Below are 24,727 nucleotides of genomic sequence, written 5' to 3'. Positions count from 1 at the left end.
TTTGAGCCATTGCTGACTATGTAATAAAAAGGCACGTCTGAGACGTGCCTTCTGTGAGAGCGGGGAATGATCTTATTCTATCTCATCTTCCCAGCGCACCTTGCCACCACGAATGCCATCGACCTTTGCACTAAATCTGGCTTCTAACACGTGACGCTTAATTTTTAGTGTTGGTGTTAGCACATCGTTTTCGACATCCCAAGCTTCACTGACGACGACAATAGCATCGACAGTTTCATGGGATTCTAGATTCGGATTAATGCTGTCTAAGGTTGCCTTTAGTGAGGTGCGAACCTCTTCTCTAGGCTGCAATGCAGCGCCTTCAGAGAGCTGCACCAGTGCGATAGGATGCGGCAAACCTGAGCCGATAATACAGATGAGTTCAACATGAGGATCTTGCGCCAATTTACGTTCAATTGGCACCGGGGCGACATATTTCCCTTTTGAGGTTTTGAAATTGTCTTTTACTCGGCCAGTAATGGTGACACAGCCATCATTATCGATGGAACATAGATCGCCAGTATGGAAAAAACCATCTGCATCGAAACAGGCTTCGCTCGCTTCTGGTTGTTTGTAGTAGCCTAGCATCAGGCCAGGACTCTTGACTAACAGCTCGCCTGTCTCTGCAACCTTAATCTCACATCCCTCAACAGCATGACCTACGGTACCAATCTTACGAGCATCAAAAGGATGGTTAATAATGGAGTAGGCACTGTTTTCGGTCATTCCCCAAGCTTCACTGATGTTGAGACCAATTTTATGATACCAAGCAATCAGTGATGGTGGGATGGGGGCGGAGCCTGATCCCAGTAGATGACAATGTTCTAGTCCTAAACCTTGGTGGATCTTCTTTTTCACTATGCCGCTAATAATTGGCACCTTGAGCAGGAAGTTAAGTTTGGTATAGCCAATCTTATCGATGATATTTTTCTGGAATAGGCTCCAGAGTCGTGGCACGGAGAAAAATACCGTAGGCTGCGCTCGCTGGACATCGGCAACAAAGCTGTCGAGGCTCTCGACAAAGGCAACGCTGCTACCGGAATAGAAAGAGGAACCCTCTATCGCGACACGCTCGGTAATATGAGCCAGTGGCAGGTATGACAATAAGCGGTCTTCGCCATCGGTTTTTAGATCGCGGACGACGGCTTTACAGGTCCAGGCATAGCTGTCGAATGTTTGCATTGCACCTTTGGGTTTACCAGTAGAACCAGAGGTATAGATAATGGTCATTATCTGATCGGAAGTAGGCGCTGGGGTGTCAACCAGTGGTTGACCAAGGTTAAGTAAGGTATCCCATTGATATTGGGCTGGCATAGTGTCGTAGGGCATTGCCATGCGCAGTAGATCGCCACCCACTCCTGCTTCTTGATCGGCCCAGTAATCTAACTTACCGATAAAAATGGCTTTAGCTTCACTGTGCTCAAGCACATAGCGTATGGTGTCGGCATTTGCTGTGGGGTAAATCGGCACACTGATATAACCGCCATGCATTAGAGCAAGATCGGTTATAAACCACTCGGCACAGTTTTTTGATAGTACCGCAATTTTATCGCCAGGCTTTAATCCTAAATGACGCAGGCCGCCAGCCAGCTGTTGCATTTTTTGCTGTACTGCACGCCAGCTAAAATCAACATATTGGCCATTAATCGGTTGTCTCAGGTAGGTGTTGTCTCCATATTGCTCGACCCAATGCTGCAACATGTCGATTGGAGATTTAAATAATGAGTCCATCTGCTATTCCATAATTATTCTTAGTGTTTAAGGAGACGCATGGGCTTGCTTATTTAACCTAGCTTAAGAAAAGGGCGCGAAGATATCTTTGTATCTATCCGCTAATCTCAATTAACCCCCATTAATGAGCATTGCGGCCTTTCCCTAGCGCTGGTTAGATCTTTATGCGTACAATTGAGTATGGCGAATAATGTGATCTATGACAATTGCTTTGCCTGAATAATAGGCGATTTGTCATGGATTTAGGTGCGGTGTTACGAAAATGAAGCGCGCCAATGAGGCGCGTTTTTAGCTGTTTAAAACGTTAAGCTTCTGCTTGAGGATCGGGTTCGCGCATCCGTTGCCACCAAGCTTCATCTGCTAGGATCTGCCCTTGGTCGTCAATTTGCGGGTAGGGGATATTTTTACGACGACACGCTTTGGCATATATTGGGTGCCCCTGTTCAAACAACATGGTCTGGCAGTAGGCGTCATCTAATGTGCGAGTACCATATTTACCCGCTTGTTCACGCTGACGCTGTGCTTCGTACATAATGAGTGCCGATGCCACCGAAACATTAAGCGATTGCACCATGCCTATCATGGGAATAATGATATGTTGATCGGCAATTGCCAATCCTTCATCACTGACGCCATCTCGTTCATTGCCCATGATAATCACTGTGGGCTTAGTGTAATCTACCTCTCGAAAATCCACTGCTGTCGGTGAAAAGTTAGTGGCTAACACCTGCATTCCTTGTGCCTTAAACTGCTCGGCCGCTTCGCTCATGTGATAGTGTTTAATGGTTTTAACCCACTGCTGACTACCTGATGCTGTATTACCTGATACACGCATCTCGATATCTGGCCATACCGCGTGGATCTGATGAATACCGACGGCATCTGCCGTGCGGATAACCGCAGCGATATTATTGGTTTTATGAACTTTATCGAGACAAAGAGTAAGATCGGTTTGGCGATTATCGAGCATTTGATTAATGCGGGCGAAGCGTTCAGGGCTCATGGTTATTTAGCTTTATTGGTTTTTTAAAAAAGAGAAAGGGCGCCTTAGCGCCCCAATGCAGTGTGTTAGCCTTAGAGCTCCATCACACCATCCATCTCAACTAAAGAATCTTTCGGCAATTGCTTAACGCCAATCGCGGCGCGAGCAGGATAGGGTTGCTCAAAGTAGCGCCCCATGATTTCGTTCACGGTAGCAAAATTGCTTAGGTCGGTCATAAAGATATTGAGTTTCACAATATCCTTCAGCGAACCACCGGCGGCTTCGCATACCGCGGTAAGATTATCGAAGACTTGGACGACTTGGGCTTCAAATTCATCACTTACCATCTGCATAGTCGCAGGATTGAGCGGGATCTGACCTGATAGATATACTGTGCCACCAACTTTAACCGCTTGAGAATAGGTACCGATAGCTTGTGGGGCTTTATCGGTCGCGATGATAATCTTTTCTGCCATAACGATCTCTCTACTTTTGTGATTAAGTCTATGTGATGAAGTATTGGTTTTTATGAGCGGCTTAACGGTTGCGAGAGGTACGCAGTACTTCTGGCAGCACTCGAATACGACGCATAACGTTTGCCAAGTGGATTCGGTCGGTAACCGAGATCCGCAAATTAATCAGGAACACTCTGCCATCACGCTCTTCGGTACTCAAGTTATGAATGTTGGAACCTTCAGCCGCCACAATCGAGGTGATTTTGGCCAGTGCACCTTGGTGGTTCACTATCTCAATACGCAAATTGGCTTGGAATTCTATGCCTTCGGCATTATCCCAATGCACTGGGATGTATTTATTGGGTTCACCTTGGTAGCCACGAATATTGGCGCAGCTTTCCATGTGTACCACTAAGCCTTTACCTGGACTGACATGTGCAATAACGGCATCGCCTGGAATAGGGCGACAGCAATTGGCAAATGACACCAACATCCCTTCGGCGCCACGTATTGGCATCATGTTCGATTCTTTGTGTTCATGGGGTTCGACGCGGTCACCCTTGAGGCGCTGAGCGATAACAATGCTCATGGCGTTACCCAAACCGATATCGGCAAGCAGATGTTCGAGACTTTTATGCTTAGTGTCTTGCACAACTTTGTCGATCTGTTCTTGGGGAATGTCAGCAATTTTAACATCGCCAAGCGCATGGTTTAGAAGACGTTTACCCAAAATGACGGCATCATCTTCTTTAAGGCTCTTGAGCAGCTGTCTAATTTTGGAACGTGCTTTACCTGTCACGACAAAGTTAAGCCATGCGGCGTTAGGTCTAGCGCCTTTAGCCGTAATAATTTCAATGGTTTGTCCAGAAATCAAGGGTTGGCTTAACGGATAAGCTTGGCGGTTAACCCGTGCGCCGACACAAGTATTGCCCACATCGGTATGCACTTCATAGGCAAAATCGACGGCGGTAGCGCCAACGGGAAGTTCGAGAATGCGTCCCTCTGGCGTAAAGACATAGATCTCTTCAGGAAACAGTTCAGTCTTAAAGTTTTCGACAAACTCAAATGAGGTACTGGCGCTTTGTTGTAGTTCAAGCAAGCTTTGCATCCATTTACGGGCACGAACTTGAGTGGTGGTGCCTTGCTGCTGGGTGCCAGCTCCTTTGTAAAGCCAATGAGCTGCAACCCCTTTATCTGCCATCTGATCCATATCTTCGGTTCGGATCTGGATCTCAACGGGCACAGCATGTGGGCCAAAAAGCGAAGTATGCAGAGATTGGTAGCCGTTGGCTTTAGGAATGGCAATGTAATCTTTAAATCGACCTGGACGAGGCTTATACAAGCCATGCATCGCCCCCATAACGCGATAGCAGGTATCGATAGAATCGACAATCACGCGAAAGGCATAAATATCCATGACTTCTTGAAATTGAAGCTCTTTATTACGCATCTTGTTATAGATGGAATAAAGATTTTTTTCGCGGCCTTTGACTGTTCCTTTGATCCCCGCATCTTCTAGACGGGTTTCAACGGCAGCTTCGATACTCTGGATCAGCTCTTTGCGATTACCGCGCGCCGCTTTGACGACCTCTTTGAGGACGCGATAGCGCATGGGGTAATAAGCTTGAAAGCCTAAGTCTTCGAGCTCAGTCTTAATATTATGGATACCGAGACGGTTAGCGATTGGGGCGTAAATCTCTAAGGTTTCTCTTGCAATGCGGCGACGTTTATCGGGGCGAAGTGCACCTAAGGTGCGCATATTATGGGTACGATCGGCAAGTTTGATAAGAATGACTCGGATATCTTGAGTCATCGCCATCATCATCTTACGAAAGTTTTCCGCTTGGGCTTCTTTTTTGTCTCTGAACTTAAGTTTGTCCAGTTTAGAAACCCCTTCGACAAGTTCACCTATAGATTCACCAAATAACTCAGAGAGTTCTTCTTTGGTGACAGGCGTATCTTCGATGGTGTCGTGCAAGAGTGCGGCCATTAGCGTCTCATGATCGAGACGCATATCGGCCAGGATGCGGGCTACCGCAACCGGATGGGTAATATAAGGTTCGCCACTGGTGCGCATCTGACCTTCATGGGCATCACGCGCAACCTGATAGGCCTGCTTGAGTAATTCTACTTGCGCCGGTTCTAAATAACTTGACGCAGACTCCTTGAGACCTTCAAACAGATACAAGTGGCTTCACTCCTTATAAAATGTTGCGGCCTTCAGCGATGGCAGCAACAGCAGCGATTTCAGCTGCTTCACGTTCGCGGACAGTTTGACGCTCATCGGCATCAAGGGTATCAGCTGTGACCAAACCCAGTTCGATTTCGCGAAGCGCGATAACGGTAGGCTTGTCGTTCTCTTCTTCAACCATAGGGTCTTTGCCCTGCACAGCGATTTGGCGAGCACGACGCGCTGCAACCAGGATCATATCAAAACGGTTGCCGATTTTGTTTACGGCGTCTTCTACAGTTACGCGAGCCATGTATTGAAACTCCAGTGATTATGGGTGAAAAAATGACGCAAAATTGTACACGATGACAGTTAATCTGCCAACAGATCATTAAGCATATCATTTTGAGCATGAATTTGACCAGCGCGAGTGAGGCGTTGGCTGCGAATAATTGCTTTTAAATCGACCTGAGCTTGCTCGAAGTCGTCATTTACTATGATGAAATCATATTCACCATAGTGAGAAATTTCTGATGTAGCTTGTGCCATGCGTCCAGCAATGACTTCCTCGCTATCTTGACCGCGGCCTGTTAGGCGGCGTTCAAGCTCGGCTTTCGACGGCGGCAGAATAAATACCCCTATAGCTTCAGGCATCATCTGTTTTACCTGTTGTGCTCCTTGCCAGTCGATATCAAGAAACACATCGATACCTTTCGCCAGCATGACTTCGATGGCTTCGCGAGAAGTGCCGTAATAGTTACCGAAAACTTCAGCCCATTCAAAAAACGCTTGTTTTTCAATAAGAGCTTTAAACTCATCGACAGAAACAAAGTGATAATGCTCACCGTTAACTTCGCCCACGCGTGGTTGACGGGTAGTATGCGACACTGACACCTTCATATCGGCGGGTTTATCCTGCAAAATAGCGCTAAGAAGAGAAGACTTGCCGGCACCACTAGGCGCTGAAATGATAAATAGGTTTCCGCGAGCGGTCATTTGTTTGCTATCCAAAGGCTGATTCGTTTTAGGTAGCCGCGCATTATACAACCTAGCAGCAATTTTAGGCTAGTGATTTAGCGACCAACAAGTGGTCTAATGCTCATGAAACCGCAGTTTTGTTCTGCTTTAGTGGGTTTTTAAGTTAGGACTCAGGATGTAAAGTAATTATCTGAGCTAACCATTTTTTGTACTGAATGATTTTTATGGGACTTGGCGTTATGCAGTTAAACACCTTTTTTTGTCGTCGTGGTGTAGATAGTAATCTACGTTTTGGGTTAATCAACCTAGTTGGCTTTCTGTCGGTATGGCTCTTTTTTGTGTTGTTTTCTGGACACTCAATCGGCATTTTGGTGGCGCTGGGGGCGGCAGTGATATTGATTTTAAGTGCCCTACGTCGCGCGAATGGCCAGTTGGTTCCGTTGCTGTTGGTCCCTGCTTTAGGTCTGCTGTTATTCAGTATTGGATTAGTTTATGAGTTACCTATTTTAAGTGGTGTGAGTGTGGTGACATCTGTTATCTCAGTTGCGGTTATCGCATTACGCCCGTTACCTAATGCGGGGCGTCATTTCGACGCCTTTGGTTACAGTGGACCGCTTGTAGCAACGAGAGTGTCGCGTAGGCGAGTCGAGCCGACGTTGACGCCTAATGGCGAGGTTAGCCTAGATTCATTCGATGGCGCTGGGCATGAGCCCTTTGAGCATGCTCATAGCGCCGAATCTTCGTTCGAGTCAGAGCGCTCCCATGATGTAGGTATGAAGGATGACGCTAATTTAAACGGATCTTTGACCGAAACCCTTGCCGTTATCGCTTCAGGTATTAGTAAGGCGGTCAGCCACCTGTTAGCTGTAGCTAAGCGTTATCCAAAGGTTGTAGGGAGCACTTTTGCAGCCTCAATGCTGGTTTTGATAGCAGTGAGTATGCTTTGGCCAGCGGCAGAAAAAGAGGACGTAACTGCTGAGCAAGAGGCGCCAATCGAGCCCCAATCTGAGGTGAATAGTGATATTAAAACGGTGGTGATGCCCGATGGTTTTAATGTGCTGCTTGAGGGGGACGTGCTGCAGTTAAGCTGGCTTGGAGAGCGCGGAGAACCAGGATTAATTTGGTCTTTAGCCACGGCGAAAGGGGACAAAAGTTGTCAAAACCTGACCTTTAATAACGATGCTCAATATCGTCCGATTGAGGTTCGATTGACCGCAACTACCGCAACGGTTGCACGTTTTTCGCCATTGGATACGCGTGCGATCCTTAACGATATAGCCATGCGAGGCAGCCTTAAGCTGTGTGGCTATCAATTTAGTCTCAAGGGCAGTCAGGCTGCATTGGCTAAAGAACCCGCATTTCGCCCATATCTATAATGGTTAAAACCTGCTGTTGTGAGTCTGCCGATGAGTTAGAACTGGTGTTAATCGAGCTAACTCATTAGACTCCTTGCTCGGTATTTGTATGGCTAATCATGGGGTGTTCCGTGAGTTAGTTTGGTTGTAACTATGTCTTTAGTGCTCTCTTTAGAAGTTCCATCACTCACCTTAGTGATTATGGCGGCTGGCCTCGGTAGTCGTTATGGCGGCGATAAACAGTTGGCTCGGCTTGGGCCTTGCGGCGAAACTATGCTCGAACTCTCTTTGGCAAGTGCGATAAAAGCTGGATTTTCCGCTGCGGTGATCGTGACAAGAGCAGAGCTGATTGAACCCTTAAATCACTTGCTCAAGCACTTACCAAAAGAGTTTAAGCTGAGCTTCTGTGTGCAACAAAAGCTAGATCTGCCCCTTGAATGTTTAGCCTTAGTTGGTGATGCCAGTTATCGCACTAAGCCTTGGGGAACCGCCCATGCCTTGTGGGCAGCAAGGGATCTAGTCGATGGCCCTATGGCTGTGATTAATGCCGACGATTACTATGGTGACATGGCATTTCAGTTGTTGGCCGATGGTTTTAGGCATGATAGTGACAGATGGCAGATGGTGGCTTATTGTTTGGCTGAAACCTTGTCTGATCATGGCGGTGTTAACCGTGGCATATGTCAGACCAACGGACATTATTTAACTTCAGTTGCAGAATGGCTCGATATTGCATGGCAAGGCGAAAAAGTGGTTGGCCATAATGACACTGGAAAGGCGACGCTGGATCCAGTCAGTTTAGTTTCTATGACCTGCTGGGGGTTTACGCAAGATATTTTTACAGTACTTGGGCAGGCGTTAACCAAATTTGTTAAGGTAAGCGGTCAACTGCCTAGCAGTGAATGCTATTTACCTGCGGTAGTGCAAAGCTGTTTACCATCTGCAGATGATAATCACCTAGCGACAACCAAAGCGGGTATGAGTAAGGCTGTTTATGTCAACGCCACGAACGAATCATGGTTAGGTGTGACCTATCCACAAGACACCGTGTGGGTAAAACAAAAATTAATGGAGTTATTGGGTGATTGAGATTATTCGGCAACAGGTGTTGCCACGCTTTGGCATCGCAAATTCTGCTAAAGTGACTCCCCTTGGGAATGGTCATATTAATGATACCTTTTTAGTGCGTTGGCAAAGCGGTGAGCTGGTATTACAGCGTATTAATACAGAGGTATTTAAGATACCCAATGCGTTAGTTAATAACGCCGAAAAAATTGCCCAGCATCTGCACAAGAAAGTGGCTCAAGGGGAATATCAACTTAGTGTCGTCGAGCCTATCTCTACTTTAGATAATGCGCTTTCACTGGATTTGGCCGAGCAGGGCTATTGGCGAGCCATCAACTATCTGCCTCACAGTCACAGCATCGAAGTGGTGACCAGTGAGTATGAGGCTGAATCCGCAGCGAAGGCTTTTGGTCATTTCTCCTGTGCATTAAGTGATTTAGATGCCACAGATTTAGAGGATGTTATTCCACAGTTCCACTATCTTCCTGGACGTATCGAACAGCTAAAAGCTGCCGCTTCCCAAGATGCCGTAGGTCGCTTATCTGATTGCAAAAAGTGGGTAGACTTTGCCCTAATGCAGGATAGTTTGCTTCTAGAGCTTGAACAAATCGCCACAAAGTTACCACTACGAATTTGCCATAATGACACTAAAATCAATAATATGCTTTATGATAAGCGTGATATGGCGAGTCTGGCTATTATCGATTTAGATACCTGTATGAAAGGGCATCTGATGTATGATTTCGGCGACATGGTGCGCACCTTTACCTCGCCAGAAGAGGAAGATTCCACTAATCTCGAGAAGGTTGAAGTTCGCGAGTCGATATTTGCTGCGATTTGCCGTGGTTACTTAGGTGAACTAGGTGATGTATTAACCCATGATGAGAAGCAAAGTCTTTGGCTTGGCGCACGAGTGATCTGCCTAATGATTGGTGTACGCTTTTTGACTGACCATCTTAACGGTGATGTCTATTTCCATGTGCATCATGAAAATCATAATCTACAACGAGCGGCTAATCAGTTTACCTTATATCAAAGCCTATTGAACCAACAAGATAACCTTAAAAAATATTTGTAGGTGTTACTATCTGAGGAGGAATTTACCTCCTCGTTCATCTTATCTACGCTTGCCTGTTTCAATCTAATCTTTACTGCTGTGACATTAACTCTTTGCGTGAGATCAAACTCAGCATAGCTATTACTATTAAAGCTTTGCAATAGCCCTTACACTGCTTACAGATTCATTACATTGGATAACCTTTGATGGCACCCATTATCTGTAATAGTGCTTTAGAAGCCGTATCGTTAATTGAAAGTGGCGAGACCTTATGGACTCACTCCATGGGCGCGACGCCTAAGCTGTTGCTCGATGCGTTAGCCCAGCATGCGTTAACGATTCAAGACTTAACCTTGTTGCAACTGCATACAGAATGTGCCGAGTCGCTTAGCGATCCACGCTTGAAAGGTCACATTCGTCACCGCTGTTTCTTCGGTGGCTTACCAACGCGATTATTACTGCAACAGGGCGATGCGGACTACGTGCCAATATTCCTATCTGAGGTGCCAAAGCTGTTTCGGTCTGGCGAGCAACCAATCGATACCGCGATAGTCCAAGTCTCACCACCAGACAAGCATGGTATTTGTTCATTAGGGATCTCGGTTGAGGCGACCTTAGCCGCGTGCCAGATGGCGAAAAAGATCATCGCTCACATCAACCCTATGATGCCGCGCACCCATGGTGATGGTTTTATTCATTACAATAAGTTTGCAGCGGTTTATGAGCAGAGTATGCCTTTGCCACAACATCCACTCGCCGCGAGCGATGTCACCAGTCTGGCGATAGGCCAAAATGTGGCTAAGTTAGTCCGTGATGGCGACTGCTTACAGATGGGCATTGGTGCGATCCCTGATGCGGTTCTTTCGTGCCTAACTGAGCATAAAGATCTTGGTATCCATACTGAGCTGTTTTCCGATGGAGTGTTGAATCTGGTCGAACTCGGGGTGATCAACAATAGCCGCAAGAAAGTACATCCAGGCAAGTTGGTCACTGGGTTCGCGTTAGGAAGTCAGCGCCTTTATGACTACGTGGACGACAACCCATCGGTGATCTTTATGGATATTGAGCAGGTCAATGACACCTCTATTATCCGAAAGAATCCCAATGTGATGGCTATAAACTCGGCGCTGCAAGTGGACATCTCTGGGCAGATCTGTGCCGACTCGCTCGGTACGCGCATCTATTCTGGCGTCGGTGGTCAAATGGACTTTATTCGTGGTGCAGGCCTTTCAGAAGGTGGCCGCTCGGTGATCGCACTGCCAAGTACCGCCGCGCGCGGAAGTGTCTCGCGTATTACAACAGTGCTGTCACCCGGTGCCGGAGTGGTCACCACTAGAGCCCACGTACATTACATCGTTACCGAATATGGCATCGCCAACTTGCGCGGTAAATCACTGCGAGAACGAGCCCGCGCGTTAATTGACATCGCTCATCCTGATTTCAGAGAGCAGCTTTGCCAAGAAACCTTCGATATGTGGGGACTCACGGTGTAGCTTTACTGCATCTTAAAACGAAAAAAGCCTCAATATGAGGCTTTTTTTCTAAGAGTAGAGGGTTACTCGACGTTCTGGATCTGAATGTGTTTTGCGTTTTTATTTTCTATTAAAATTAATGTATTAGGTGGTTTGCGTGCGGTTTTTTGTGGTTGTACCCACCGCATTACCCACCACTAAAGTTGTTTTCAAATAAATTGTTTATGTAAGATTCAACAGTTGTATTTTTAGTTTCAGCTTCTTTTTTTATTGAGTTAAAAATTTTTGATTTTAACTTAATGGTTTTTTTGTCGTTGGTTTGTTTTTCTCTATATATTTTTTGTTTCCAAGCTTTATAGATTAAAGATAAAACCTGTTCTCTATTTAATTTCTTTTTCGTGTTACCTACATTAACCTCAATGTTCATTGCTAAATCATCAAATATTATCCAGCTATCGAAGGTAGCAACAATAGAGTTGTAGATATCTATAGTGGTTAATGGCCGGTAATAAGGTTGTTGTAGACCTTGATTTTCTAAATAATTCCAAATATAAGAGCATTGACTGTGGTTATCTTTATTGATCCATTTGTAATCATTATTGGGTAATATTTTGAAGCTCCACGTGTCTTTCATGTTTTCAATTATTGTTTTTGTGCTTAAATGTTGAATATATAATGAATCAATTGCCAATATAAATGACCTTTTACAGTCTGAATGGTTGGATGGTCTATATTCCATAATTTTTGTATAAGTTGTTCTTAATTCCTTCCATTCATACTTTTCAAACATGACTTGAAAATGCGTCCATACCCAAAAGCACATCCTCGGCGTTCTTTCATCAATCCAGTCAAAATCTGTAACGAAAAATCGATAATTAAAATCATCGATAATAGATATGTAGTTGTTCATTACGCGTGGGTATTTAATAGAATCAATCAGATATTTCTTATGGTAATTAATCGTGATCATTGCTGATTCGTAACATTGAGGTGTAGGGAGGTAGAAATCTTGGAATGTTGTTTTAAGTCTTACCGAAACCCATATTGCTTTTCTTTCATCATTTATAACTGTGTCAAAAAAATCATTAATAACACTCAAGTTACTTTTTGCACAAGAAAATGCCATTTCGCTCACACCTCAATTTAGTCAGTAAGTACACATTAGCATTAATATGCAATCTAGAACATCATTACACAGTGATTTTATGTAGGCTTTGTGAGGAATTTTCGGGTTGAAATCGTAGGTTTTTCGTTGAAAAAACGTATCTCAAATACGTTTGAGTACAACGCTATATGTTGGTTTACTATCTAAAATAGCCTTAGATAATATATTTTCAGAGTAAAGGCTGCTATCTACAGTGTGATTTTTCACGTATAAAAATAGTTATGCACACTTCTTGGCTGATATTTTTAAAAAATTTAATGTCTGTTTGTTAATACTGTTCAAGCAGCTTTTTATTGTCATGTCGAAGACTAATGACAATGCTAGTAGTGTTGAATAACTAGCCATCACCCTTAAAGTGATGGCTTTAGGTAACATGAGAACACGATAAAAAAATAGTAATTAGACATCTCTTATGAACTTAATCATAGGAGAGTAAGAATGGCTTTTAGACATCGTGATAACAAGAACTTGGTTTTACTTAGTGGCAGTGTTTTTAATGGCATAGCAGTTAATAATAACTATCAGTTGATTCAAAACCACTTGTGCTCGATTCAACGTGTTATTGGGTACTCGCTAGAAGATCATAGGCGAACATTTGTGGTTAGAGTTGATCTACATTTACCAGCAAGACCTGATTGTGCTGATTATCCAATGGAGTTTGATACTAACGTTATCTCACGTTTTATGGCTTCGCTTAAAGCGCAAGTTGAAGCAGACTTATTGATGAAGATGCAGCAAGGTATTCGGGTGCATCCATGTATTGTCAGGTACGTATGGGTCAAAGAAAGGAATGATGCTCTACAGGATCATTATCATGTAGCATTATTCTTTAATCGGGATAGGTACTTTAATCTAGGGGATTATAATCAGCTTGGTAATAATCTCAGTACTAAAATCATTAAGGCTTGGGCTAGCGCGCTACGTAGAGAAGCATTTCAAGCTGCACCACTTGTTCACTTCCCGAAAGATACACCGTATTACACTTTAGATATGAATGCTGTTACTTTCCATCAGGATTATCAATCTGTATTCAAGAGGCTTAGCTACTTGGCTAAAGTCGATACCAAGCATTATGGTGATCGTACTCATTCATTTGGCTGTAGTCGCAAATAAGCTGAAAATCGTTTTTAGAAGATAATATATACCTGAAGGCCTTTAGGGTACTAACTCGCATTTTAAAGGTTCCAAGCTTACTAGTCTTGTTGTATTACTTCTGATAAAGCCAATATTCATCATCAAATAAAATAGCTAGAGGTCCGTGAGTGACAGGGCGATATATGACCAAAAAAGAAATGGAGGTAGTTCCACTTCTTAGTGTGGATGATCAACGAGGCTGTGCTCGTTGAAGCATCTTCTGCTCAATCCACTCTTTTACTTCACTCTCTACCCATGCAGCATTCCTTTTGCCAAGTTGAATCGGTTTGGGAAAGTTGTTATCTGCACAGTACTTGTATACGGTTGAGCGAGCCAGGCAAGTCACCTTCATGACTTGCCTTATCTTTAGCAGCTGAAAGTGTTCAGATGTAGGTTGTAGAGTCTTCATAATTCAAGCTCCTGAAAGTCTTGGTCGACATCATCCTGCTCAATGCCGATGTATCGCAATGTGACGCCCTCAGAGCTGTGCCTGAGCATCTTCATTACACGACCGATATCTTTAGTGTTTTGGTAGAGATGATAGCCCCTGGTCTTTCTCATGGAGTGTGTACCTAGGGCTAGTTTTATTTCTTCACCTACAGTATTTAATGCCCTGCAAACGTAGCGTCGAGATAACGGTGCTGGTTTTACGGTTTTAGCGCGTTGATTACGGTAGGATTGAAAAAGATAGATATGGTTAGGATGTTCTTGGCGAATACGTGTTATACGCTCAAGGGTTGTCGAGTTGAGTTTAATGTTAGCGAGTTTACCTGTTTTGGACTCACGGATGATTAACCTGTCGTCTTGAATGTCATCAAACTTAATTGAAAGTAGGTCAGAGATGCGTAACGCTAGGTTTAGGCCGATATTCCACACATCAGCAAGTTGTTGGCTAAACTGTTTCTCAAGCAAGAAGCTAATGAGTTTAACCGTATCATGATCTTTAACTGCTTGAACCTCAGGCATGGGCAAGTTCCTTTTTTCTGCTATATCGATGTTTTGGGCACTTTGGTTTCGCAAAGGCCCATGGGGTAAGGGTTTGCTTGTTCCCGTTTTACCAATATGGGAACTTGGATTAGCAAGATGACTAATCCAGTGATACTTCGACTTGATAGGCATCCATGGCGTAATAACTGATAAAGTTTTTAATGAATAAGTCCAGCAGCTCTTTACCGTGATGTGGATTGAGCCAACCACTGAGCGCGCTATAAACCTGATGAGAGTTAAAGCAGATATCAATCTCTTTAGCTAACTCTGGATAGGGTTGACCTTGAAAGGCAAAATCGGTCATGTAGACCATGCGCCAGATTTTATTCTGCTTTTCTAATCTAACTTCTACAGGGTGATAGCCACCCGTTTCGGCACTGTAATCTGGATCTCTAAAATTCAACGTAATTGCATTAGCATTACTTGGGTTAGTATTTTTAAGCTCTTTGGCTAGAACACCATAAAGGCGTGCGGGTACTACTGGCCTTTCGTTCTTGTTAAATTGAATTGTCATAGCGTGTTTCCTTTTAGTAAAAATTACCGTCACTCTCCCTCTGACACATGCATGGCATGGTCTGGAGGAGGGGCGTTATGCTGTATTAGTGACGAGATGATTTGCGAGTGATATCGATGTTCAAGCGGTGTAACTAATTGTTGAAGCTAGCAAGCTTATCTTTGGGGGGGGATGGGGTAAATTGCGATATACAGGTATCCATGACTGCCTAAGGTGTCGGCTTCACAGATGAAGCCTGCATGCTGTAAATTTACGCAGCGTTGCTGACGAGCATCGAGTTTCCCAACAGATACCTGGTTTTCAAGTTGCTTGATAAATTCAGGGAATGCATCGTTGAGCCGTTGTTCTTGTACTTCGCTAAAATTACCTATGAACCCAGAACGGTCCCATAGAAAATCTAAACGACTACCTTGTAATATTAACCTTGCACCAAAGCGTGGTGTAATGCTGCGTTGTAAGCCCCACTGATGAGGCGTAGAAGCTTGTACCATTGTCATAATAGTAAGTCCTTGAAATTGAGATTTAAGTCCGTGTGATGCTGCTGGTGGACTTGTCTGAAGCGATTGATATAAATCGTGAAATGATGTGGCTGTATGTTGAAAAAGATTTACAGTCTAGGTGTGAACACACCAGTTAGGTTGTTGATTATCACCGTGGTTGTAATAGATCCCATTGATGGTACGTTGCCACACGTCAGTCGGCTGACCGTGTTCATTACAGTGACAAGTAAAGCGGCAAAAACCAATCTCTTTGGGTAAGTGGTCAATTAAATCTCTAGCTGCAACAAACAACACCGTTTTTTGCAAATAAGAGTTGGGTTTAACAATAGGCTTTCCAGCCTGATTACCAGCAGGATCAAGCGGCCTTGCAAACATCGGTAAAATCAGTTCAACCATTAAACGCTTTCTTAAGTCAGGGAAAGCGGCACAGGCTTCAGCCACACAAGCTTGAGAAAAGCTGTCAGTAAATTCAATCATGATGAACTCCTTAATATCCAAGTCTAAAATGTCAGTTAGTGGTATTGAGGCCGAGGCTATATTAAGCCTCGTTCAGCGAAAGATACTGGCGATTTACCCACTACAATGTGGTCTAAGACCCTGACATCTATTAATCCCAAAGCATCAATTAACTTCTTTGTTATGAGCTTATCTGCTTGAGATGGTTCAGATTCACCTGAAGGGTGATTGTGGGAAAAGATGACTGCAGCGGCATTTACTTCAAGTACAGCTTTCACTACTTCTCTCGGATAAACACTGGCAGCGTCAATAGTGCCAAAGAACAATTCACGAAACTCGATGAGCTGATGTTGACTGTTGAGCATCATCACCCCAAATACCTCTCGCTCATAACCACCTAACTTGTAAGTAAGGAAGTCCTTTGTGCTCTGAGGGTTAGTGAACACATCCTGATGGTTCAGTTTTTCTGCAATGATACTCGCAGCGCTCTCAAGTACTTGAAGGGCTGTCGTGGGCCAATGTGACGTTGTTTGATTGATAAATTTGTTGTGCATATAAGCCTCCTTTAATCAGTTATTTGCTTATGCACAGTGGTGATATATACCTGAAACTTATTGGTTTCGTATTTTATCTAGGTGATGACAACCGTAAATTTTTACTAGCTCAACTCATGTTGTGAATCAAACATGAGGTATTCACAATGAGACTAATTAAACTGAAAGAAGTGATGGATTGCACTGGACTAGGGCGCTCAACTATTTATAACTACATTGCAGATGAGACCTTTCCAAAACCAGTAAGTCTTGGCGCAAGGGCTGTTGCTTGGGTTGAAAGCGAAGTGCAAGATTGGATTTTAGAAAGGATTACAGAAAGGGATGACTGTTCTCAGGCGGTTTTAAAAGCTGGAATGTGACTTAGAATAACTATGTTTATGGTTTCAAAAGTAAAGGGCTTGCCTCAGTGTGATTTTACAGACCAAGCCCTCTTCCGCAATGTCATGGTTACTTATTCTTTTATCACCGGATAATAAGGGTCTCCCCAATGGGACTGCGCGGTATCCATCATGATGGAGATAATGCTTGGTACCAATGCCTCCATTAGACGAGTGCAGTCGCGAATTTGTTGACGATTGACTTCACTGTTCCAAGTTGCTCCTCCATGCAGTAATTGATTTCTCAGCGTATAGACACGAGACAACACAATAGAAAGTAATTTCTCTGTGTCGTTTCGACTGAGCGCTTTGGTCGCAGATTGTTTAGCGGTTAAGAAACTTTGTTTCCATTCATCTTCGCTAATCTTTCCGTTCAGGTGGTCCCAGTAGGGCTGAAATACAAACGGATTATCCAGTAAAACACGGATAGGGCCTGTAAAGCTGTTCCACACTAGTTTGGCAAGGTGCTCATGGGTGTCACTTTTGCACAATCGAGCAATGAAATCACCAAACATTTGTTGCTCAAAGGGGCGATGTTGTACTGGAATATCACAGGCATAAGCAGAGTTAAAAGCAATCCATAGGAAGATAAAGCGGCTATCATTATCATCACACGTTTCAGCTTTTTTTAGCCAACTCAAAGCTCTGTGTACCCTCAAGCCCAGCGCTTCAGGGTATTCACTGCGCTCGGCTCGCTGACGTTGCTTTAAGGTATCGAAAGATAGGTTAGTCATGATAGCTCCGCAATGTCTTGGTTAAGTTGCTGAATCAACTCAGAATAGGTCTCTAGGGCCTGCTCTTTATTTTGTAAATCGGTTTTCAATTGTGCGACCTTGCTTTCCAAACCTTTGGTCAATGTAGGTATAAAACTCTGTTCTTGGGCCGCCAAGCTAGAAAGCATGCTATCTGTCAAAATACCGATCTCCTTATTTATCTCTGTAATAAGAATTGAGACTACACGAGCTTGCTCATTCCGCAGTGTCGTTATTTCGTCATTTTCCACTTGGTGTGAGGTAAATTGCTGGCGAATCGTATCGATATGAGCATCAAGATCCAATGATACTTTGGGGATGGTTAAGCGCTCCACTGCGTTGTTTAGTGGCGAGAGTATTAGTTCTGCATCGAACGTAGTGTCGGAAAAGTCGAACATGTCTTTAATGGCTGTTTTGATGTCATTGCGAAACTTGCTGATATTGATCGCCTGTTCACAGGCATCCATTAACCTGCGGTTTGCTGTAAGCACGAAATCTTCTAAAAGATCGATTGCTTCATGGACGTTGGCATAGTTGAAGTCGATGGTCCGGTAATGGGTAGAGTATACGGTTCGAGTGCTACCCCAAGAAAAAGGGTTATACCAAGATGAGGCACTAACTGAACTGGAAACCTGATAACTTTCCTGTCTTGATCCCGAATGGGATTGAATGCGTTTCGTTTCCAATGCGAGTTGTTGCAATTCGGTATTATGTCTGTTTAACGCTTTCTCTGCTTGGATACTGCAGTGACTAAATACAGAATTAACCCGCGCTTTGCCTGCTTCGATACGTTGGCTTATTGCTTTTTGAGAAGCACTAAGCGTTTCGACATCACCTTCCAATAACGCTTTTTGTTGGCTTAGGGCTTCACCGCGGATTTGCTCAAGCTTTTGAAGTACTTCCCTTTGACTTCCTATTAAGAGATTGTTGAAACGTCCTGCTAAAATTTGTTGTTTTTTCTCTTTTACTTCGTTGAGGCGTTGTTCCACTTTGCCAAAATTAGCTAATTTCTCGAGTATTTGTGGCGTAAAAGCAAAGCCTTCAAACAGGCCATTCAGTTGAGCTAAGCTGTGGGTTTCCTCTTCCGAAAGTGCTCGTTCTTTTTGTGCCAAATCAAGACAGCGAGACGAAATAAAGATTGGAGGTAGTGCTCGATTAAGGCTTGCAAGTATCCCTCTTTGTCGGGAGTTGTTTGACAACTCTTTGCTATTTGATTGTCCCAGCCGTAATACATTACTTTTAGCTTGATCGCCTAACTTGTGAGTCAATGAGTGTAGGGCTGTGGCGATATCCTTGTAGTTATGGCCTTCATCAATTAACGCGCTGTCAAACAGCGAGCCAATAAGCACAATATCTTCGATGCCTTTGTTGGGGATATTTTGCGCCAGTAACTGCATATCGGGTAGATCGAGAAATTGCCCACAGTAACTAAGGAAGAACACGACATCACATTGCCCTATAAACTCTTGAGTTCGACGGCTGCGGGAAACGATAGGGTCGTTCATTCCTGGTGTGTCCACAACCTCTATGTTTTTCAAGGCTGGAATATTCAGCTTTAGTCCAGTGCTCTTTACAATGGGGGTGAAGTGTCCTGAAGAACCGACATAATCGTTCAGTTGGTTGACCAATTCTGTATGGCTTTTAAATTTATCGAGTTGTTGAATCGTCCCAAGATAATCCGTGACATTCAAACCACTAGTTCGAACCATTTTTACCAGCTCTTGGCAGGCTTTTTCTTCTGCATTAAATTGCGGTGCTAAAGGGATGGAGGTACTGAATTGGCCCGATTTTTTTGCATTACGAAATGCTTGTAGCTCCTGTTGGTATTCTTGCTCAATGCGTGACATTCGGCTAACGGTTTGTTCGACCTGGTTCCATTCATCCAAGCTATAGAACTCAATGTCAGCAGACGGTAAATCTGCATATCTAATTCGGGTCAGTGCTGCTGTCATCGGAGTTGCAGCCTTGGGGAGAATCTCTTGGCCATCAAACAATAAGCTGTTTAAAAATGATGACTTTCCGCGCTTAATTTGACCTATGATGCCGATACGTAACAAACGGTTTTCATTTTTGGCATTCTCTGCATCGAGTCTGAATTCATCTGCCAACCGAGCAATTTCGTTCAATAGCAGAGGATTGATAATGGATTGATAGTCCTGATAATGATGGTGCAGTTCTGTTAGTTTGTGACATTGTTTTTTAATGTTAGCCGATGAAGCTGTCATATGCTCTTCCTTGAGTTTTAGGTTTAGCGTATTAAACGAAATTGGCCACTAAAAAGTAGCTGGTTATAAGTCAGATCGCATGGCGTTAGATACCTTGCGTATTCATTGCCATCACTTATGATTAAGGCACCAGAGTATGAATAGAGCACTTCTTCGTTTAGATACGAATTATCTTTAGTTTGCGGGAAGCAACAGTCTGAGTCCCCCGAGCTATATCTTTTTGAATAAGCAATTTGGACATCTTTTATTCCAGTAATGAACTCGAGTACTTGGTTGAATTGATTTACGTCTATAATTTCTGGATGGCCATTAGCTAAAATGGCGATGACGCTACTCAATTGCTCAAGATGCTCCGCCTCGTTTTTAGAAGGGTTGAGAGCAAAGGAACGTGATTCATGATCATACGTCACTCCTAAGTGGCTGCATGGCCCAATCTTTTGCTCTTGATTATTTTGGTTGGTAAATAAGTTGGACTCGGCAGAAACGCTGAGTTCTCCTCTATCAAGTTTTGACTGTAAATAGGGCAAGATGATGTCTGAGTTAGTGATTATGTCTTTCAGGTTGACAAGATCTGCTGTGATCTCGGTAGCTTCGGGTAACAATCCATCGGTGGTATATTTAAGAGGGATCCAGTCCCATTTCGCTAAATTCAGCTTTGATGCAATAACTTCTCGAAGCCTTGCTTCTCTTAATGAGGTTGTTCGCGTCATTAATTCTTCAAAGTCCACTTCGAAATAGTTGAGCAGATGCTTAAAATGCTCTGGATTTAATAGCTGAGAGCTGAAGTAAAGGGCGCTTTCATTCCAGTCTTTGTTTTTAATGTGGCAAAACAGATCATAGATATCTCTTTGAGTTCCTTTTAGGATTTCTAATTGTTCCGCTATTTTATCAACAACCCGCGTTTCTTTGTCGTGCACTTGATTGTCACGGCGGGTCATCATTAGTGCATCGAACAAGAACAGTTGGGCTATGGGCTTGCGGCGAAAGGTCTTGAAAAATGCTTGGACGGTATCTTTATCGGGACTTATTGCAAATTCAACTAAGGCTTCAAGACTAGATTGGTCCATATCAAAAGATTTGATCAAGATCCGCAGATATTCTTTTTCATCTTCGTGGATGTCGTTGTCGGCGTTCATCACTAAGGCCAGGCCTTGCAGATAGAGCAACTGTTCTTCTAATGAATATTCATTGATTGGATGGTTTTCAAAGCTGTTGTTCTCGCGGGTGGCGTCTTCAATGATGTCAAAAATATCTAAATCCATTGGGTATCCTTACTATGTAATGGTTTTTGGTCTATTTGGTTTTATTGTCTGAACGTTTCAATAAGTCACTGTTAATTGGCTACTTGATGAGGACTAATTAACGCAAGCTTGTCGCTGATGATTTGCACTTCCACTAGACAGCCAGCATAAAACAGCCTGTGCCACTCTTCAGTATTGAGCTGCTTTTCAAGCTCATAGCGTGGTACAAAAATCTCCAATGGCTGCTTGATGTCTATACTGATGCCATTCGAGGTCACTTTGATGACTGAACCTGGCAGAGAGGTTAACTCCCCTGAGTGGGACAGGTGGTTTAGTGAGCCTTTTAGCAAGGCTTCAAAATGATAGTTCTTAGTTTGTTTGTGGGCTTGTTGCTTACTCATGGCTTTTAGTTGAATGCGGTTGGGTTGTGAGCAAAGCGGCAATTGTAGTTGCTCACATAACACTTCTATTAGTTCATCGGCTCGTTGGAGCATCGTCTCTGCGCTGGCTTGCTGGTGGCTAAGCATTTTTAACTGTGTACGTGTTTTAGTGTGCATATCACTGAGGTGTTTGCGATTATCAGAAGAGATGGATTCATCAAACTGCAGCTCGTTTAGCGTTTTAAGGCTTAGTTTTAGCGTTTCTTTATTCGTTTCATAGTGGCGCTGATAGTGTCGGAATATCTCGCGATTCTGCCAAAGCAGAGTGGAAGCCTGCATACCCTGATTGATGGATTCGAGCATGTCAGTCAGCACATTACCAGAGTTGGACAATTCTGTTCCGGTTTGTGATGAGTAACCAATAACATCATAGATTGGTATTTCTGCTGCGAGTAAATCATTTCGTGCGGTATCAATGATCTGTTGTATTTGCGCGGCTGGCTTATGATCCGCTTTGGTAATGACAAATAAGATAGGTTGTTCAAGGTTCAAGCTCTGAATAAACTCGATGTCAGGTTGGGGAACTGTGCCATTTTGCTGATCCACCAGCCAAATAAGGTAATCAACATTACTGAGTTGCTGTCGAGCGATCGTTTCATCTGAGTTTGTTCTTTGTTGACTGAGGGTATCGGCTTTACTGTAACCTGGCGTATCGAGGAAGTTGATATTCTCATAATGAAAATTGGAACGTTCAACTGAAATTAGCTGCAAAAAATGGCCGAAAGAGACATTAAAGCGTTGATGAAATGCATGACAGATTGCCTTGAGTGCATCCTCATCTATTTGAGTTTTGCCACCATAGACGTTGAGCGCATCGATTCGGTCTTCACTACCTTGGGAAATATAGGTTGGGATAGAGGTTGTTGGTGTTGTATCTGTTGGCAGTAGTGAATGATAGCCGAGCAAGGAATTTAAAAAACGGGATTTTCCTGCGCTGAACGCACCACCAACAGCAACCGTATAACCTCGTTCAATACCTGGAAAGGCGACAACTTCATCTAATCGGGATTTAAGCTGTCGGAGTTGTCGATAAGTTTGCGTGGCTGCACTGTTGTTGTCATGTTCAGAGTGCGTTGAAAACTCCTGTTCTATCAATGCGTCGAAGGATTGTAAAAGCTGATGATAAGAAGCCTGCTTATTGCCATCTGCAACGAGCTGAGACACCAACTCCAAACCCTGTTGCGGATTATGTAGATAGGGATTTTGCCCTTGGGATACCGGAGCATATTTTTGTGGAACCGTCGATTTAGTTTGCTGGTGGCCGTTCATTAAAGTATCAAAATCTAAATCTGTATCACTCATAGTACGGCCTCAGGTTGCTCGTTGGTGGCTTGTATCATTGATAACAACTCGCATAACTTTATTTCTTGTTCAACCTGTCGATAGTGGGCTTTGTACTTATCTGTTAATTGCTGATGTTGATCTTGTGACTCTGCCAATTCTTGTTTCATTTGGGATATACAGGTTTCAAAATCAGTTTTTTTATCTGCAAAGGAGAGTTGGCAAGCGTCGCTGAGCTCTGTGACAATCTGTTTAAGTTGGCCGCAGACCTGTATCTCAACACTTGCTACAGCTTGAGGGATCACCTGACTGTTAATTTGATCGCGGATCTGTTGTTCTCGTTCTTGTTCCTGCATTTCGCTGCCCAGAGCCTTGGCGATTATGCTAACAATCGGGGCAAGAAAGAACAATTTCCCTTTAAGCAGTAAGGTACTCAGTGTGATAGTGATATCAACTAGCCCACTCAGTAGCCCCTCCTTTTGTGCCTCTGGCAGCTGTAGGGAGATATCTAGCTCAGCATATTCTCCTGAGCTGAGAGCCCCCAGATTGGTTTGGAGGCGGCTCATTTCCTGCTGTACAAGCTGCTGCAGTCCATTTTGAACGGTAGGCCTAAGAATACTGTTTATTGCCTGCGAGAGAGAGTTGCTTTTTGCTGCCAGAATTAGTTGTTCGCTTCCTCTGGAGAGGGCGCTGTGGCACTGTTGGCGTAACTGGGTTATTCCATTACCAAGTAGGTTATGCTGAAGGTGGTTGAGGTGTTTATCTAGGGACTCTTGGGCTTGTTCGAACTCAAGAGATGTGCGGTGAATTTTTTGTTCTAACTCAGCATAGTCGGTAGCCGCAAAATTGAGTAAGGCTGAAATCTCTGTACTGGTTTGTAGGATAGTATCATTTATTGAGTTGGAATAACGCTGCAACAGTAGACTGTCAAAACTACGCTCTGCTAATTCAAGTGCTTCGCAGAAGCTTTGCAAGTCTTGCTCTGGGCCCATGCTCTCAACGAAACCTATTTCAGAGTCTTGCTCCAGGTGTAACGCTAGTAACTGGCTAACTTCTTCTCTTTTAGCGGTTAATTCACATTGAGTGCATCTTCCCGCTTTGGAGATTAGACAAGTAATAGGTTTGTCATAACCATAATGAATTTCAGCTAATTGCTGCATGATAGATCCATCGAAGGGCACATTAGATGGCAGCAGATTAATAAAGAGGTCACCTTTTTCTAGATAGCGAATAATGGCGTTCTGATGGGCTTGGTTCTGAGCATCGAATCCTGGCATGTCGACTAGAACTAGATTGGTATGTTGTTTTAGGGTCTGATTATTTATCTTAAGTTGGCTATATAGCACTGTATCTGGATCGTCTAACTGTTTGAATGCTTCCAGCGTTAGTATTTGTTCTGAGCCATCAGTTCGATAAATTATGGCTTGTTCCTGTTCCGCATAGGTTAACTCCGTTGCAAATGCGGTTTCTGGCGTAATGTCATATCTTAAATAATCCTTACCTAGGTATGCGTTGAGGAGTGAGCTCTTGCCAGAGGAAAACTTACCAATCAAAGGTACCGTTACTTTAAATTTCGTAATTCTGTTTTCAAGAAAATGAAGATTTTCTGCCAGCGGCGTGCTCAGTTGCAGTTCCTGCTGTGAGATTTGCAAGCGTTTAAGGAGTTGGATCAGTTGCTGCTGGGAGTTCGAATCGGAGGGACTCGATGAGGCAATTGCACTTTCATTCATATTGCTTTAATCCTTTATTTTTCTTACCTAGTCCTAAGGTTTAGGGATCTTAGTATAATGCATGTAAATCGTTATCATACAAGCCTTAAGAAAGAATGTTTGGTGA

At 43.6% G+C, this 24,727-nt stretch carries 24 protein-coding genes; 6 read left to right on the top strand and 18 right to left on the bottom strand.

Annotated features, from left to right (window positions below; all coding sequences use genetic code 11):
* Positions 1-72: 72 nt before the first annotated feature.
* The 6 genes from K0I73_RS17185 to gmk form a co-directional block, all read right to left on the bottom strand.
* A complete protein-coding gene (locus tag K0I73_RS17185; protein WP_220062242.1) occupies positions 73-1,731 on the bottom strand; it encodes an AMP-binding protein in 1,659 nt (552 codons plus the stop codon).
* Between the two features lie 304 nt (positions 1,732-2,035).
* Positions 2,036-2,734 carry a tRNA (guanosine(18)-2'-O)-methyltransferase TrmH gene (gene trmH / locus K0I73_RS17180; protein ID WP_220062241.1) on the bottom strand — a complete coding sequence of 233 codons (699 nt, stop codon included), beginning with the start codon at positions 2,732-2,734 and terminating at the stop codon, positions 2,036-2,038.
* Between the two features lie 71 nt (positions 2,735-2,805).
* A complete protein-coding gene (locus K0I73_RS17175) occupies positions 2,806-3,189 on the bottom strand; it encodes a RidA family protein (RefSeq protein WP_220062240.1) in 384 nt (127 codons plus the stop codon).
* 61 nt (positions 3,190-3,250) lie between these two features.
* The gene (gene spoT, locus K0I73_RS17170) at positions 3,251-5,356 is read right to left on the bottom strand and encodes a bifunctional GTP diphosphokinase/guanosine-3',5'-bis pyrophosphate 3'-pyrophosphohydrolase (RefSeq protein ID WP_220062239.1); all 2,106 of its coding nucleotides are present in this window, start codon (positions 5,354-5,356) and stop codon (positions 3,251-3,253) included.
* A 13-nt stretch (positions 5,357-5,369) separates the two neighbouring features.
* The gene (gene rpoZ, locus K0I73_RS17165; RefSeq protein WP_220062238.1) at positions 5,370-5,651 is read right to left on the bottom strand and encodes a DNA-directed RNA polymerase subunit omega; all 282 of its coding nucleotides are present in this window, start codon (positions 5,649-5,651) and stop codon (positions 5,370-5,372) included.
* 59 nt (positions 5,652-5,710) lie between these two features.
* Positions 5,711-6,334: a guanylate kinase gene (gene gmk / locus K0I73_RS17160; RefSeq protein ID WP_220064437.1), complete on the bottom strand. Its 624-nt coding sequence runs from the start codon at positions 6,332-6,334 to the stop codon at positions 5,711-5,713.
* 221 nt (positions 6,335-6,555) lie between these two features.
* On the opposite strand from gmk, the gene K0I73_RS17155 reads away from it, so the two are divergent.
* From K0I73_RS17155 to K0I73_RS17140, 4 genes are all read left to right on the top strand, one after another.
* The gene (locus K0I73_RS17155) at positions 6,556-7,692 is read left to right on the top strand and encodes a DUF805 domain-containing protein (protein WP_220062237.1); all 1,137 of its coding nucleotides are present in this window, start codon (positions 6,556-6,558) and stop codon (positions 7,690-7,692) included.
* Between the two features lie 132 nt (positions 7,693-7,824).
* Positions 7,825-8,760, top strand: coding sequence for an NTP transferase domain-containing protein (locus tag K0I73_RS17150; RefSeq protein ID WP_220062236.1), 936 nt, complete (start codon positions 7,825-7,827; stop codon positions 8,758-8,760).
* Complete coding sequence (locus K0I73_RS17145) at positions 8,753-9,814, top strand: phosphotransferase enzyme family protein (protein ID WP_220062235.1); 1,062 nt, start codon at positions 8,753-8,755, stop codon at positions 9,812-9,814. Before K0I73_RS17150 ends, K0I73_RS17145 begins: the two co-directional genes overlap by 8 nt.
* Positions 9,815-9,999: 185 nt before the next feature.
* On the top strand, positions 10,000-11,286 hold the full coding sequence (locus tag K0I73_RS17140; protein WP_220062234.1) for an acetyl-CoA hydrolase/transferase family protein: 1,287 nt from the start codon (positions 10,000-10,002) through the stop codon (positions 11,284-11,286).
* A 166-nt stretch (positions 11,287-11,452) separates the two neighbouring features.
* Here the strand turns inward: K0I73_RS17140 and K0I73_RS17135 are convergent, their stop codons facing one another.
* Entirely contained in the window at positions 11,453-12,391 is a 939-nt protein-coding gene (locus K0I73_RS17135; RefSeq protein WP_220062233.1) for a hypothetical protein, read from the bottom strand.
* Positions 12,392-12,868: 477 nt separating this feature from the next.
* Between K0I73_RS17135 and K0I73_RS17130 the strand changes: the two genes are divergently transcribed.
* Positions 12,869-13,543 carry an inovirus Gp2 family protein gene (locus K0I73_RS17130; protein WP_220062232.1) on the top strand — a complete coding sequence of 225 codons (675 nt, stop codon included), beginning with the start codon at positions 12,869-12,871 and terminating at the stop codon, positions 13,541-13,543.
* A gap of 211 nt (positions 13,544-13,754) precedes the next feature.
* Here K0I73_RS17130 and K0I73_RS17125 read toward each other — a convergent pair whose 3' ends face one another.
* The 6 genes from K0I73_RS17125 to radC all read right to left on the bottom strand — a co-directional run bounded on the left by K0I73_RS17125 (position 13,755) and on the right by radC (position 16,575).
* The gene (locus tag K0I73_RS17125) at positions 13,755-13,973 is read right to left on the bottom strand and encodes a helix-turn-helix transcriptional regulator (RefSeq protein WP_220062231.1); all 219 of its coding nucleotides are present in this window, start codon (positions 13,971-13,973) and stop codon (positions 13,755-13,757) included.
* Positions 13,970-14,530, bottom strand: a complete 561-nt coding sequence (locus tag K0I73_RS17120; protein WP_220062230.1) for a tyrosine-type recombinase/integrase — start codon at positions 14,528-14,530, stop codon at positions 13,970-13,972. Before K0I73_RS17120 ends, K0I73_RS17125 begins: the two co-directional genes overlap by 4 nt.
* 121 nt (positions 14,531-14,651) lie before the next feature.
* Positions 14,652-15,065, bottom strand: a complete 414-nt coding sequence (locus K0I73_RS17115; protein WP_220062229.1) for a DUF2787 domain-containing protein — start codon at positions 15,063-15,065, stop codon at positions 14,652-14,654.
* A 155-nt stretch (positions 15,066-15,220) separates the two neighbouring features.
* Positions 15,221-15,562, bottom strand: a complete 342-nt coding sequence (locus K0I73_RS17110; RefSeq protein WP_220062228.1) for a type IV toxin-antitoxin system YeeU family antitoxin — start codon at positions 15,560-15,562, stop codon at positions 15,221-15,223.
* Positions 15,563-15,679: 117 nt separating this feature from the next.
* Entirely contained in the window at positions 15,680-16,042 is a 363-nt protein-coding gene (locus K0I73_RS17105) for a hypothetical protein (protein ID WP_220062227.1), read from the bottom strand.
* A gap of 56 nt (positions 16,043-16,098) precedes the next feature.
* Positions 16,099-16,575, bottom strand: coding sequence for a RadC family protein (radC, locus tag K0I73_RS17100; RefSeq protein ID WP_220062226.1), 477 nt, complete (start codon positions 16,573-16,575; stop codon positions 16,099-16,101).
* 146 nt (positions 16,576-16,721) lie between these two features.
* On the opposite strand from radC, the gene K0I73_RS17095 reads away from it, so the two are divergent.
* A complete protein-coding gene (locus tag K0I73_RS17095; protein ID WP_220062225.1) occupies positions 16,722-16,934 on the top strand; it encodes a helix-turn-helix transcriptional regulator in 213 nt (70 codons plus the stop codon).
* 92 nt (positions 16,935-17,026) lie between these two features.
* Here K0I73_RS17095 and K0I73_RS17090 read toward each other — a convergent pair whose 3' ends face one another.
* The 5 genes from K0I73_RS17090 to K0I73_RS17070 all read right to left on the bottom strand — a co-directional run bounded on the left by K0I73_RS17090 (position 17,027) and on the right by K0I73_RS17070 (position 24,621).
* On the bottom strand, positions 17,027-17,686 hold the full coding sequence (locus tag K0I73_RS17090) for a HEPN domain-containing protein (RefSeq protein WP_220062224.1): 660 nt from the start codon (positions 17,684-17,686) through the stop codon (positions 17,027-17,029).
* Positions 17,683-19,929, bottom strand: coding sequence for a dynamin family protein (locus K0I73_RS17085; protein WP_220062223.1), 2,247 nt, complete (start codon positions 19,927-19,929; stop codon positions 17,683-17,685). Before K0I73_RS17085 ends, K0I73_RS17090 begins: the two co-directional genes overlap by 4 nt.
* A gap of 23 nt (positions 19,930-19,952) precedes the next feature.
* Positions 19,953-21,191, bottom strand: coding sequence for a TerB family tellurite resistance protein (locus K0I73_RS17080; protein WP_220062222.1), 1,239 nt, complete (start codon positions 21,189-21,191; stop codon positions 19,953-19,955).
* 71 nt (positions 21,192-21,262) lie between these two features.
* Positions 21,263-22,912 (bottom strand): dynamin family protein, encoded by a 1,650-nt coding sequence (locus K0I73_RS17075; protein ID WP_220062221.1) that lies wholly within the window; start codon positions 22,910-22,912, stop codon positions 21,263-21,265.
* Positions 22,909-24,621 carry a dynamin family protein gene (locus tag K0I73_RS17070; protein ID WP_220062220.1) on the bottom strand — a complete coding sequence of 571 codons (1,713 nt, stop codon included), beginning with the start codon at positions 24,619-24,621 and terminating at the stop codon, positions 22,909-22,911. The genes K0I73_RS17075 and K0I73_RS17070 overlap by 4 nt, the downstream gene beginning before the upstream one ends.
* Positions 24,622-24,727: the final 106 nt, after the last annotated feature.

It is taken from the genome of Shewanella mesophila, assembly GCF_019457515.1.
In the GTDB taxonomy this organism is placed as follows: Bacteria; Pseudomonadota; Gammaproteobacteria; order Enterobacterales; family Shewanellaceae; genus Shewanella; species Shewanella mesophila.
Note: the sequence above shows the minus strand (reverse complement) of the source record. Positions and strands in the feature narration are given on the sequence as shown.